This is a genomic window from Streptomyces sp. NPDC001781 (genome assembly GCF_053596035.1).
This window is the reverse complement of record NZ_JBSFFI010000040.1, coordinates 1-13,438: the sequence shown is the minus strand read 5'-3', so window position 1 is coordinate 13,438 and position 13,438 is coordinate 1. Positions and strand designations below refer to the sequence as shown.

Here is a 13,438-nt window from a genome sequence, read left to right as displayed (position 1 = left end):
GCGCAGTCCCGACACGCCGGGTGGTCCGAAGCCCTATCCGTCAGACTCCCCGCGAATCACGGCGAGCACGCCGTCCAGTTCGTCAGGCTTCACAAGAACGTCACGCGCCTTGGAACCCTCGCTGGGACCGACGATGTTCCGGGACTCCATGAGGTCCATCAGCCGGCCCGCCTTGGCGAAGCCGACCCGCAGCTTGCGCTGGAGCATGGACGTCGACCCGAACTGCGTGGAGACCACCAGCTCGGCGGCCTGGCAGAGCAGGTCGAGATCGTCGCCGATGTCCTCGTCGATCTCCTTCTTCTGCTTGGTGCCGACGGTGACGTCGTCCCGAAAGACCGGCGCCATCTGGTCCTTGCAGTGCTGGACGACGACCGCGACCTCTTCCTCGGTCACGAACGCGCCCTGCATACGGGTCGGCTTGCTGGCGCCCATGGGCAGGAAGAGCCCGTCGCCCTTGCCGATCAGCTTCTCGGCGCCGGGCTGGTCGAGGATGACGCGGGAGTCGGCCAGCGAGGACGTGGCGAAGGCGAGACGAGAGGGCACGTTGGCCTTGATGAGACCGGTGACCACGTCGACCGAGGGCCGCTGGGTGGCCAGCACCAGGTGGATGCCGGCGGCGCGGGCGAGCTGGGTGATGCGGACGATCGCGTCCTCGACGTCGCGCGGGGCGACCATCATCAGGTCGGCCAGCTCGTCCACGATCACCAGCAGGTACGGGTACGGCTGCAGCTCCCGCTCGCTGCCCGGGGGCGGGGTGACCTTGCCCTCGCGCACGGCCCGGTTGAAGTCGTCGATGTGCCGGAAGCCGTAGGCGGCGAGGTCGTCGTAGCGCAGGTCCATCTCGCGCACCACCCACTGCAGGGCCTCGGCTGCCCGCTTGGGGTTGGTGATGATCGGTGTGATCAGGTGCGGGATGCCCTCGTAGGCGGTGAGCTCGACGCGCTTGGGGTCGACCAGGATCATCCGGACGTCCTCGGGGGTCGCCCGCATCATGATCGAGGTGATCAGGCAGTTGATGCAGGAGGACTTGCCGGAGCCGGTGGCGCCGGCGACCAGCATGTGCGGCATCTTGGCCAGCGAGTGCATCACGTAGCCGCCCTCGACGTCCTTGCCGAAGGCGACCAGCATCGGGTCGTCGTCCTCGGCGGACTGCGCGAGCCGCAGCACGTCACCGACGTTGACCATCTCCCGGTCGGTGTTGGGGATCTCGATGCCGACGGCCGACTTGCCGGGGATGGGGCTGATGATCCGCACGTCCGGGCTGGCGACGGCGTAGGCGATGTTCTTGGCCAGCGCCGTGATCCGCTCGACCTTCACGGCCGGGCCGAGCTGGACCTCGTACCGGGTGACCGTGGGGCCCCGGGTGAAGCCGGTGACGGCGGCGTCCACCTTGAACTCGGAGAACACCGTGCGCAGGGAGTCCACGATGGCGTCGTTGGCCGCGCTGCGCGCCTTGCCGGGGCCGCCCCGGGTGAGCAGGTCCAGCGAGGGCAGCGAGTAGGTGATGTCACCGGAGAGCTGGAGCTGCTCCGCGCGGGCGGGCATCTCGCGGGGCACCTCCGGGGGCGCCTTGGTGAGGTCGAGGACACCGGAGTCGGTGTTCCTCCTGCCCGGCACCGGCCGGGACGACGGCGCCGGGGAGGGCACGGGGACCGGGGTGGTCTCCTCGCGGTCCCCCGCGCTCACGCCCTGGGTGAGGTCGGCGACGACCGGGGACGGCGGCATCCCGTGCTGCACGGCGCCGTCGAGCGCGGCGTTGGCGGCCGAGGCCACGTCGATTGCGTCCATCTCGCGCGGTTCGGACTGCGCGGACCGGCGGGGGCGGCGGCGCCGGGTCAGCGCCTCGTCCTCGGCGGCGTCGGGGTCGTACGCCTGGGGGCCGGCGCGGCGGCCGCGGGGGCGCGCGGGCGGTTCGTCGCGCCACTGCTCGTCGTAGCCCTCGGCGTCGTCCAGGTCGGCCGCGTAGTCGTGCAGCACGCCGAGGCGGATGCCGAGAGCGCGCAGCCGGCGCGGGATGTGGTTGACCGGGGTGGCGGTGACCACGAGCAGCCCGAACACCGTGAGCAGCACCAGCAGCGGTACGGCGAGCACCTCGCTCATCGTGTAGGTCAGCGGGGTGGCTGCGGCCCAGCCGATGAGGCCGCCGGCGTCCCTTATGGCCCGCATGCCGTCACCTCGCGCGGGCGAGCCGCAGGCGATGTGCACCTGGCCGAGCACGCCGACGACGAGCGCGGACAGGCCGATGACGATCCGGCCGTTGGCCTCCGGCTGCTCCGGGTGCCGGATGAACCGCACGGCGATGACCGCGAACAGTATCGGCACCAGCAGGTCGAGGCGGCCGAAGGAGCCGGTGACCAGGATCTCCACCAGGTCTCCGACGGGTCCGCTCAGGTCGGCCCAGGTGCCGGCGGCGACGATCAGCGCGACGGCGAACAGCAGCAGTGCGATCCCGTCCTTGCGGTGGGCGGGGTCGAGGTTGCGCGCCCCTTGCCCCACCCCCCGGAAGACGGCGCCGACCGCGTGCGCCATGCCGAGCCATACGGCGCGGACGAGTCGGTACAGGCCCCCGGTGGGGCTCGGCGCGGGCTTGGGCGGTGCCTTGCGGACCGGGGCCCGGCGGGCCGCCGCCTTCTTGGCCGGGGCCTTCCCGGCGACCGCCTTCCGCGCCGGAGCCTTCGCGGGAGCGGCCGCCTTCCTGGCGGGCGGCTTCTTGGCTGCGGAGGGACGTGAGGCCATGGGACCGAGGTTACCGGGGGAGACGACAACGGACACGTGTGCCCACTGCTTCACCCGTTCGTGTCGCCCTTGACCGGGAGTCGAATTGACGCTCGCTCATGGGGTTCCGGGGACCCGGCGGAGCGTCAACTCTGCGGAGGTAGTGGGGCGGAGCCGTCGGCACCGGGCTCCAGAGCGTCCAGCGCCCGGCGCAGACCGGTGAGTTTGCGCTCCAGGTGCGCGGCCGTGGCCACCGCCGCCGCGTCGGCCGACTCGTCGTCCAACTGCTTGGAGAGCGCCTCGGCCTGCTCCTCGACGGCGGCGAGCCGAGCCGACAGCTCCGCGAGCAGCCCGGCGGGCTCCTTGGTGTCGACCGTGTCCTTCTGCCCGCCCTCCAACTGGAGCCGCAGCAGCGACGCCTGCTCCCGCAGTTGGCAGTTCTTCATGTACAGCTCGACGAACACCGAGACCTTGGCGCGCAGCACCCACGGGTCGAACGGCTTGGAGATGTAGTCGACCGCGCCCGCCGCGTAACCCCGGAAGGTGTGGTGCGGGCCGTGGTTGATCGCGGTGAGGAAGATGATCGGGATGTCCCGGGTCCGCTCCCGCCGCTTGATGTGCGCGGCCGTCTCGAAGCCGTCCATCCCCGGCATCTGGACATCCAGCAGGATGACCGCGAAATCGTCCGTGAGCAGTGCTTTGAGCGCTTCCTCCCCGGACGATGCCCGCACCAGCGTCTGATCGAGCGCAGAGAGGATGGCCTCCAGCGCCAGCAGATTCTCCGGCCGGTCATCGACCAGGAGGATCTTGGCCTTCTGCACCATGGCCCGCCCTCCTCGCCCCGGCGGTACACCGGGCGCCGCCCCAGGGGACGACTCCCTTTCGCCGCCCGTCCTTGTGCCGGTCATCGTAGCCGCACCCCGCCCGTCGCCACACCCTGTCACCGCGATGTCACGGTACACACGGTTCAAACGCGGGCAGAGCCCGGAAGGTTCCCGGAATCCGAGGTTCCCACACCTGGCCCGCGCTGTGCACCGCGCCCCCGTGGCCGGTCCTGGCGCACCGTCACTCCGGCCGCATCCACTGCCGCATGACGCCCAGCAGATGATCCGGGTCGACCGGCTTGGTGACGTAGTCCGAGGCGCCCGACTGGAGCGCCTTCTCCCGGTCTCCCTTCATCGCCTTCGCGGTCAGCGCGATGATCGGCAGCCCGGCGAACTGCGGCATCCTGCGGATCGCGGTCGTCGTCGCGTACCCGTCCATCTCCGGCATCATGATGTCCATCAGCACCACGGCCACGTCGTCGTGCTGCTCCAGGACCTCGATGCCCTCGCGGCCGTTCTCCGCGTACAGCACGGACAGGCCCTGCTGTTCCAGGACGCTGGTGAGCGCGAAGACGTTGCGGATGTCGTCGTCGACGATGAGCACCTTCTCGCCGCTGAACCGCACCGCGCGCACCGGGCGCTCGGTGTCCTCGGACTGCTCGATGGTGATCGGCTGATCCGGCCGCGCCTCGGCCTCGGGCAGGTTCCGGCGGCGCCGCCGGAAGAGCGCTGCGGGCCCGTTCTGCGTCTCCCGGTACGACTTCACCTCGGCCGGCGTCTCGGCCCGGGTCTCCGTCAGCCTGGCGGACAGATGCGCCTCCGAGGCGACCAGCTCCCCGGCCTCCATCGGGGCCACGGACTGCTGGTAGCCCTGCGGCGGGAGTTCGCTCGGGTGCAGCGGCAGGTACAGCGTGAACGTGGACCCGCGCCCCGGCTCGCTCTGCGCGTGGATCTCACCGCCGAGCAACTGGGCGATCTCCCGCGAGATGGACAGACCGAGGCCGGTACCGCCGTACTTGCGGCTGGTCGTGCCGTCGGCCTGCTTGAACGCCTCGAAGATCACCCGCATCTTGCTGGCGGCGATGCCGATCCCGGTGTCGGTCACCGAGAACGCGATCAGATCGGCGTCCGGATCGGTCAGCGCCCCGGCCTCCAGCAACTGCTCCCGGATGGTCTGCGGCACATCGGTGCCGGCGGGCCGGATCACCAGCTCCACCGAGCCCGAGTCGGTGAACTTCACCGCGTTGGACAGCAGGTTGCGCAGCACCTGCAGCAGACGCTGTTCGTCGGTGTGCAGGGTGGCGGGCAGCTCCGGGGAGACCCGCACCGAGAGATCCAGGCCCTTCTCCGCGGTCAGCGGGCGGAAGGTCGCCTCCACGTAGTCCACGAGCTGGACCAGCGCGATCCGCGTCGGGGAGACGTCCATCTTGCCGGCCTCGACCTTGGACAGGTCGAGGATGTCGTTGATGAGCTGGAGCAGGTCGGACCCGGCACCGTGGATGGTCTCGGCGAACTCGACCTGCTTGGGAGACAGGTTGCTCTCCGCGTTGTCGGCGAGCAGCTTGGCCAGGATCAGCAGCGAGTTGAGCGGCGTACGCAGCTCGTGCGACATGTTGGCGAGGAACTCGCTCTTGTAGCGCATCGACACGGCGAGCTGCTCGGCACGCTCCTCCAGGACCTGCCGCGCCTCCTCGATCTCGGTGTTCTTCACCTCGATGTCCCGGTTCTGGCGGGCCAGCAGCTCGGCCTTCTCCTCCAGTTCGGCATTGGAGGACTGCAGCGCCTTCTGCCGGTTCTCCAGCTCCGCCGAGCGCTCCCGGAGCTGCTCGGTCAGCAGCTGGGACTGCTTGAGCAACTGCTCGGTCTTGGTGTTGACGGAGATCGTGTTGACGCTGGTGGCGATCATCTCCGCGATCTGGTTGAGGAAGTCGCGCTGGATGTGCGTGAACGGCGTGAACGACGCCAGCTCGATCACACCGAGCACATTGCCCTCGAACACCACCGGCAGCACGATGACCTGCGCCGGCGGGGCCTCCCCCAGCCCCGAGGAGATCTTCAGATAGCCGCTCGGCACATCCCTGACCAGGATCGTCCGCTTCTCCTGCGCGGCCGTCCCGATCAGCCCCTCACCGGGCCGGAACGAGGTCGGCATGGCCCCCGTGGAGCAGCCGTACGAGCCGAGCATGCGCAGCTCGTACTCCTCCTCGCCGTCCCCGGCGAGGTCCCTGCCGTCCAGCAGCGGCATGGTCAGGAAGAACGCGCCGTGCTGCGCGGAGACCACCGGCGTCAGCTCGCTCATGATCAGCGACGCCACGTCCTCCAGGTCCCGGCGGCCCTGCATCAGCGCCGAGATCCGGGCGAGGTTGCCCTTGAGCCAGTCCTGCTCCTTGTTGGCGATCGTGGTGTCGCGCAGGTTGGCGATCATCTTGTTGATGTAGTCCTGGAGTTCCTGGATCTCCCCGGACGCGTCCACGTCGATCTTCAGGTTCAGGTCGCCGCGGGTCACCGCGGTGGCCACCTTGGCGATGGCGCGCACCTGCCGGGTCAGATTCCCGGCCATCTCGTTCACCGACTCGGTCAGGTCCCGCCAGGTGCCGTCCACGTCGAGCACGCGCGCCTGGCCGCCGAGCTGGCCCTCGGTGCCCACCTCGCGGGCCACGCGGGTGACCTCCTCGGCGAAGCTGGAGAGCTGGTCGACCATCGTGTTGATCGTCGTCTTCAGCTCCAGGATCTCGCCCCGCGCGTCGATGTCGATCTTCTTGGTCAGGTCGCCCTTGGCGATCGCCGTCGTGACCATGGCGATGTTGCGCACCTGGCCCGTCAGGTTGGACGCCATACCGTTCACCGACTCGGTGAGGTCCTTCCAGGTGCCCGCGACACCGGGCACGTGCGCCTGGCCGCCCAGGATGCCGTCCGTACCCACCTCACGTGCCACCTTGGTGACCTGGTCGGCGAACGAACTCAGCGTCTTCACCATGGTGTTGATGGTGTCGGCGAGCTGAGCCACCTCACCGCGCGCCTCGATGGTGACCTGCCGCGTCAGGTCGCCGTTGGCCACCGCGGACGCCACCTGGGAGATGTTGCGCACCTGCATGGTCAGGTTGTTGGCCATCAGGTTGACGTTGTTGCTCAGGTCCTTCCAGATGCCCGTGACACCCGGTACGTGCGCCTGCCCGCCCAGGATGCCCTCGGTACCCACCTCGCGGGCCACCCGCGTCACCTGCTCGGCGAAGCTGGAGAGCTGGTCGACCATGGTGTTGACCGTGGTGACCAGTTCGAGGATCTCGCCCTTGGCGTCGACGGTGATCTTCTTCGACAGATCGCCCTTGGCCACCGCCGTCGTGACCTCGGCGATGTTGCGCACCTGGATCGTGAGGTTGTTGGCCATGAAGTTCACGGACTGCGTGAGGTCCTTCCAGGTGCCGGAGACACCCTGCACCTCGGCCTGACCGCCGAGCATGCCCTCCGTACCCACCTCACGGGCCACCCTGGTGACCTCCTGCGCGAACGACGAGAGCTGGTCGACCATCGTGTTCAGCGTGTTCTTCAGCTCCAGGATCTCCCCGCGCGCGTCCACGGTGATCTTCTGGGAGAGGTCGCCGCGCGCGACCGCGGTGGCGACCTGGGCGATGTTGCGGACCTGGGCGGTGAGGTTCCCCGCCATGCCGTTCACCGAATCGGTGAGGTCCCGCCACACCCCGGCCACGCCCGGCACCTGCGCCTGACCGCCGAGTCGGCCCTCGGTGCCCACGTCACGGGCCACCCGGGTCACCTGGTCGGCGAAGGCGGAGAGCTGGTCCACCATCGTGTTGATGGTGTTCTTCAGCTCCAGGATCTCACCGCGGGCGTCCACGTCGATCTTCTGGGAGAGGTCGCCGTTGGCCACCGCCGTCGTCACCTGGGCGATGTTGCGCACCTGGGAGGTGAGGTTGCCGGCCATGAAGTTGACGGAGTCCGTCAGCTCCTTCCAGGTGCCCGACACCCCGTCAACCCGTGCCTGGCCGCCCAGCCGTCCCTCGGTGCCCACGTCACGGGCCATCCGCGTCACCTGGTCGGCGAAGCTGGAGAGCTGGTCCACCATCGTGTTCACGGTGTTCTTCAGCTGGAGCATCTCACCGGACACGTCCACGGTGACCTTCTGCGACAGATCGCCGTTGGCCACCGCCGTCGTCACCTGGGCGATGTTGCGCACCTGGCCGGTGAGGTTGCGGAAGGCAGTGTTGACCGAGTCGGTGAGGTCCTTCCAGGTACCGGCCGCGCCGGACACCTGCGCCTGGCCTCCCAGCTCGCCCTCGACACCGATCTCCCGCGCGACCCGCGTCACCTCGGCACCGAACGCCGAGAGCTGGTCCACCATCCCGTTGACGGTGTTCTTCAGCTCCAGCATCTCGCCCGCCACGTCGACGGTGACCTTCTGCGACAGGTCACCGCTTGCCACGGCGGTCGTCACCGCGGCGATGTCCCGCACCTGGGTGGTGAGGTTCCGGAACACCGTGTTCACGGAGTCCGTCAGGTCCTTCCACGTGCCCGCCGCACCGGGCACGTTCGCCTGCCCGCCGAGGCGGCCCTCGGCACCGACCTCGTTGGCCACCCGCGTGACCTCGTCCGCGAAGATCCGCAGCGTCTCGGTCATCTGGTTGATCGTCTCGGCGAGCTGCGCCACCTCGCCCCGCGCGGGCACGGTCACCTTCTGCGAGAGGTCACCGTTGGCCACGGCCGTCGTCACCTGGGAGATACCCCGCACCTGGAGCGTCAGGTTGCCGGCCATCGTATTGACGGAGTCGGTCAGCTCCTTCCACACCCCGGCCACGCCCGGCACCTGCGCCTGCCCGCCCAGGATGCCCTCGGTGCCCACCTCACGGGCCACCCGTGTCACCTCGGAGGAGAACGAGGAGAGCTGCTCCACCATCGTGTTGACGGTGTTCTTCAGCTCCAGCATCTCGCCCGCCACCTGCACGGTGACCTTCCGCGACAGATCACCGCCCGCGACCGCCGTCGTCACCAGCGCGATGTCCCGCACCTGGGCGGTGAGCCGGTTCGCCATCGTGTTGACGGACTCCGTCAGGTCCTTCCAGGAACCCGACATGCCCCGCACCTTCGCCTGCCCGCCGAGCTTGCCGTCGGTGCCGACCTCGACGGCCACCCGCGTGACCTCGTCGGTGAAGGTGGAGAGCTGGTCGACCAGGTTGTTGACGGTCCGGCCGACCTTCAGGAACTCGCCCCGCAGCGGATGCCCGGTTCCGTCCGGCGCCTCGGTGCGCAGGTCCATACGCGGCGACAGATCGCCCTCCGCGACCGCCGTCAGCACCCGGCTGACCTCGGACACCGGCCACACCAGGTCGTCGACCAGCGCGTTGGAGTTCTCCACCGCGGCCGCCCAGGAGCCTTCGCAGGCGCCCGTCTCCAGCCGCTCGGTGAGCTTCCCCTCCCGGCCGACCGTGCGCCGCACCCGGGCCAGCTCACCGGTCAGATGCAGATTGCGGTCGGCGACCTCGTTGAAGACCGCCGCGATCTCCGACATCACACCGTCGCCGGACACCGTGAGCCGCTTGCGGAAGTTGCCGTCGCGCATGGATTCCAGCGCGGCGAGCAACCGGTTCAGGGCAGCCGTGTCCACCTCTGTGACGCCACCGCTCCCGCGCGGGGACGGCCGGCCCTTCGCGCGCGTCCTATTGCCCCGCGTCGCTGCGCCAGACTCCACTGTGTCCCTCCCGGAGGGGTAGACCGCCACTGCCGTGCCCGGCCGCGTTCTGGGGCTGCTGCCCTGCGTGCTCGGGACGCACTCAGCCCGAACGGACCTTCATCAAAATCCTGCCCAGTGTTTCACCCCTGCCGAACCAGGCCATAACAGTTCGGCAGCTTCGCACACGGTTCGCACACCGTGGGGGGTAATCACCGGCGACCGGCATCCACTGCGACGGCGAAGGTAAGTAACCTTGCATCCGGCTGTCCAGCCGCACCGGCCCGACCGGCCTGGGCGGCGGCACGAGAAGGACACGGGCATCGGAGGGGCGGCCGCAGAGCATGACCACCGGACTGATCTCGGGGGGGCCTCCCCCGGAGCCACGGCCCAAGGGCGAGCGGACCCCGCAGCAGCGGTCCGGCCCGGCCGGACCACCTGCCCCGCACGTCGACGACAGAGCAAGGAGTTCCGTGATCACCGCCCGCGCGGCCGCCAGCTTCGAGCCCGTCGGGCGTTCGGTCGCGACCGCCCGCGCCTTCGTCCGCGACACCCTCCAGGGCTGGGGGTTCGCGGACATCGTCGACGACGCCGTGGTGCTCACCAGCGAGCTGGTCACCAACGCCGTGGTCCACGCGGGCACCGAGGCCGAGGTCCTGTGCCTGCGCACCGAGCACGGCGTACGCGTCGAGGTCTCCGACCGCTACCCCGAGCGCGAGGTCCCGCTGCAGAGCGCGCGCGCCGTCATGGGCAGCCCCGACCGCGAGGGCGGCCGCGGCCTGCAACTGTGCGCGGCCCTCGCCACCCGCTGGGGCGTCGAGTACAGCCCCACCCACAAGAACGTCTGGTTCCAGCTCGACCTGCCCGAACGCCACGTCGGCACCCGCGCCGCCGGACCGGCCCTCCCTCCCGACCTGCTCCCGCTGGCCGACAGCCGGGTCCGGGTGGCCGTCCTCCAGATCGACCGCAAGGGCTGCGTCAGCGCCTGGAACGAGGACGCCGAGGAACTCTTCGGCCACCCGGCCCACGAGGTCGTCGGCAGGCCCCTGACCGACCTCGCCGCCTGGCCGCACACCCCCGGCACCGGCACCGGCATCGCCGAGGCCCTCCAGCTCTCCCGCTGGGAGGGCAGCTACGGCGTCCGGGGCGCCGACGGCCGCGTCTCCCCCGTATACGCCTCCCACCTGCGCGTCCGGGACACCGGCGGCGAGCCCTCCACCGTCTGCCTGCTGGTCCGCGACCACGAGCGCGCCGTCCTCCAGACCCCCTCGCGGGTCCCCTCCGGCGATCCGAACGGCTCCGACGGCCCGAACGCGGACCCCTTCGAGGTCTTCATCGGCTCCCCCGCCCCCGACGACCTGGACGGACTCCTCCAGCGCACGGTCGAGCGCGCCCGCGACATGCTCGACGGCGACTCCGCCTTCCTGCTGCTCGCCACGGACGACGAGACCGAACTCGAGGTCCGCGCCTCCACCGGCCTGCCCTCCACCCGCCAGCGTTTCGCCCGCGTCCCCGTCGAGGCCGGCCCCGGCCGCTACGGCTCCGCCCGCATGCCCGCCGTCCACGACGACCTGAGCGCCGTCCCCAGCGCCGCCGTGCCTCTCCTGGCGAGCACCGGCATGCGCTCGGTGGTCACCGTGCCGCTCAAGGTCGAGGGCCGTCTCACCGGCTCCCTGGGCGTGGCGGCCGAGGCGCCGGGCCGGTACTCCAACGAGGAGGCACTGCGCCTGCAGTTCGCCGCCGACCGCATCGCGCTCGCCGTGGAGTCCGCCCGCCTCGGCGAGCTGGAGCGGCTGCGCCGAGGATCGCTCAGCTTCCTGGTCGAGGCGTCCGACCTGCTCGCCGGCACCCTGGACCGCGACCAGACCCTCGCCCTGATGGCCCAGATGACCGTGCCGACCCTGGCCACCTGGTGCGCGGTCTACACGATCAGCGAGCAGTCCGCCGACCCGTACCTCTCGTACGTCCTGCACGAGGACGAGGAGTTCATCGACGGCATCAAGTCCCTGCTGTCGAAGATCCCGCCGCCCGACCCGGTACTGACGCCCGGCGCACGGGTCTGGCCTCTGCCCGGCGAGGTGGCCCACCAGGCAGCCCTGCGCAGCTCCATGCGCAGCCTGGGCCTCTCCGGCGGCCCCACCCAGCAGCTCACCTCCAGCATCGGCCCCAGCCTGGCGACCGCCTCGGCGGTCGGCGGCGAGACCGTGGTACTGCCCCTGGTGGCCCGCAACCGGGTCATCGGCATGCTGACCCTGGGCAAACCCACCGACGAGCACTTCCGCCAGGAGATCCTGGAACTGGCCGAGGACCTGTCCCGCCGGGCCGCCCTGGCGCTGGACAACGCCCGCCTGTACTCGGAGCGCACGGCCATCAGCCAGTCCCTCCAGCGCAGCCTCCTGCCCCCCGGCCTCCCGCCCATCGACGGCGTCGAGGTCGACGTCATCTACCGCGCGGCGGGCGAGGGCAACGAGGTCGGCGGCGACTTCTACGATCTCTTCCCCATCGGTGACGGCGCCTACGGCTTCGCCATCGGCGATGTCTGCGGCACCGGCCCCAACGCCGCCGCCGTGACCGGCCTCGCCCGGCACGCCCTGCGTCTGCTCGCCCGCGAGGGTCTCAGCGGCCCGGCGGTCCTGGAGCGGCTGAACTCCGCGATCCTCGACGAGGGCGACCGCAGCCGCTTCCTGACCCTGCTCTACGGCGAGCTGCGCCCCCAGGAGAACGGCGGCGCCGAGCTGAAGGTGGTCTGCGCCGGCCACCCGCTCCCCCTGCGCCTGCGCCAGGACGGCACGGTCACCGCGGCCGCCGAACCCCAGCCCCTCCTGGGCGTCATCGAGGACCTGGAACTGTACGAGGAGACGGTCACCCTCGACCCCGGCGACGTCCTCCTCTGCGTCACGGACGGCGTCACCGAACGTCGAGAAGGCACCCGCATGCTCGGCGACGACGGCCTCGCGGACGTCCTGACGACCTGTACGGGGCTCACGGCCGGCGCGGTCGCGGCACGCGTGCTGCGCGCGGTGGAGCGCTTCGCCTCGGACGCCCCCTCGGACGACATGGCCATCCTGGCGATGCGGGTACCGGGGCTTCAGCAGGACTGAGGTCCCTGGTCCGGCCCGCCGGGCGGGCCGGACCTGCGGACATGCTAAAGGCCCCACCCGAATCGGGTGGGGCCTTTAGTGCTGAGCCCCCAAACGGAATCGAACCGTTGACCTTCTCCTTACCATGGAGACGCTCTGCCGACTGAGCTATGGGGGCCTTGTCGCTTTCGAGGTCTCCCTCGCGGCAACAAGAAGATCGTACCCTGAACGGGCTCGGCTTCCCAAATCCGTTCGCAGCCTGTTCAGAAAGCGGGCTGGAGCAGTCCGCCAAGTGCATTGCACGCGGCGACGATCCGCTGCATCTCCCGCTTCGTCAGGGCAGGGTCGACGGGCAGTGCGAGCGTCTCGTCCGCGGCCCGCTCGGTCTCCGGCAGCGTCCAGCCGGGGCGCCGGAACGCCGGCAGGCGGTGGGCGGGGGTCTGGACCGGAATCCGGCAGGCGACTCCCCTGGCCCGCAGGGCCCGTGCGAACGCGTCCCGGTCGGGACGCCCGTTGCCCGGCACCCGGACCACGTACTGCTGGTAGGTGTGCCCGTCACCGCTGTCCGGCGTCCGAACTCCCTTGAGCCGGGCGTCCAGATAGGCAGCTCGCTCGCGACGCCGGACCAACTCCTCACCAGGAGCGTCGGCTTCACCCCGTTCCAGCACCAGCAACCCGCGCCGGTGCCCCAGCTCGCGCAGCAGCCTGACGTCGGCCCGCCGGCCGAACCGGTGGACTACGACGACGGCCGCGGTCCGGTCCGTAAGGGCCGCCCCGACGGAGTCCGCGTCCAGGCAGTAGGAGGCCGGATCTATGTCGGCGAACACCGGCCGCGCGCCCACCAGAGCGACCGCCTCGGCGACTTCGGCGTTGCCGAAGGCAGGTACGACGACTTCGTCCCCGGCGCCCACGCCGGCGGCCTTGAGCATGGCTGCGGTACTCATGCGGCACATGTTCGATGGGCGGCGTGAACGACAAGTTAAGGAAAACAAAAAAGGGTTGGTCCCTGAACCGAAGTTCAGGGACCAACCCTTTTATCAAGATTAGTTCGGCGGCGTCCTACTCTCCCACAGGGTCCCCCCTGCAGTACCATCGGCGCTGTGAGGCTTAGCTTCCGGGTTCGGAATGTAACCGGGCGT

5 protein-coding genes, 1 tRNA gene and 1 rRNA gene are annotated in these 13,438 nt (G+C 70.2%); 1 reads left to right on the top strand and 6 read right to left on the bottom strand.

From position 1 onward, the window contains the following. Positions 1 to 33: 33 nt before the first annotated feature. From ACWCV3_RS26575 to ACWCV3_RS26565, 3 genes are all read right to left on the bottom strand, one after another. On the bottom strand, positions 34 to 2,736 hold the full coding sequence (locus ACWCV3_RS26575) for a DNA translocase FtsK (RefSeq protein WP_451229094.1): 2,703 nt from the start codon (positions 2,734 to 2,736) through the stop codon (positions 34 to 36). Positions 2,737 to 2,861: 125 nt separating this feature from the next. Next, entirely contained in the window at positions 2,862 to 3,539 is a 678-nt protein-coding gene (locus ACWCV3_RS26570) for a response regulator (RefSeq protein WP_451229091.1), read from the bottom strand. A gap of 241 nt (positions 3,540 to 3,780) precedes the next feature. Then, positions 3,781 to 9,240 (bottom strand): HAMP domain-containing protein, encoded by a 5,460-nt coding sequence (locus ACWCV3_RS26565; protein WP_451229088.1) that lies wholly within the window; start codon positions 9,238 to 9,240, stop codon positions 3,781 to 3,783. Between the two features lie 323 nt (positions 9,241 to 9,563). Here ACWCV3_RS26565 and ACWCV3_RS26560 point away from each other — a divergent pair, with 323 nt between their 5' ends. Beyond that, positions 9,564 to 12,320 carry a SpoIIE family protein phosphatase gene (locus ACWCV3_RS26560; protein ID WP_451229086.1) on the top strand — a complete coding sequence of 919 codons (2,757 nt, stop codon included), beginning with the start codon at positions 9,564 to 9,566 and terminating at the stop codon, positions 12,318 to 12,320. A gap of 84 nt (positions 12,321 to 12,404) precedes the next feature. Here ACWCV3_RS26560 and ACWCV3_RS26555 read toward each other — a convergent pair. The 3 genes from ACWCV3_RS26555 to rrf all read right to left on the bottom strand — a co-directional run. After that, a tRNA-Thr gene (locus ACWCV3_RS26555) sits at positions 12,405 to 12,477 on the bottom strand. Between the two features lie 85 nt (positions 12,478 to 12,562). Continuing rightward, the gene (locus ACWCV3_RS26550) at positions 12,563 to 13,228 is read right to left on the bottom strand and encodes a DegT/DnrJ/EryC1/StrS family aminotransferase (protein WP_451229167.1); all 666 of its coding nucleotides are present in this window, start codon (positions 13,226 to 13,228) and stop codon (positions 12,563 to 12,565) included. Between the two features lie 117 nt (positions 13,229 to 13,345). Then, a 5S ribosomal RNA gene (gene rrf / locus ACWCV3_RS26545) occupies positions 13,346 to 13,438 on the bottom strand; the annotation flags it as partial.

What these genes read in the sequence shown, in the direction of transcription:
- ACWCV3_RS26570 (WP_451229091.1), bottom strand. Translation starts at nt 3,539, where the DNA reads ATGGTGCAGAAGGCCAAGATCCTCCTGGTCGATGACCGGCCGGAGAAT.
- ACWCV3_RS26575 (WP_451229094.1), bottom strand. Translation starts at nt 2,736, where the DNA reads ATGGCCTCACGTCCCTCCGCAGCCAAGAAGCCGCCCGCCAGGAAGGCG.
- ACWCV3_RS26550 (WP_451229167.1), bottom strand. Translation starts at nt 13,228, where the DNA reads ATGCTCAAGGCCGCCGGCGTGGGCGCCGGGGACGAAGTCGTCGTACCT.
- ACWCV3_RS26560 (WP_451229086.1), top strand. Translation starts at nt 9,564, where the DNA reads ATGACCACCGGACTGATCTCGGGGGGGCCTCCCCCGGAGCCACGGCCC.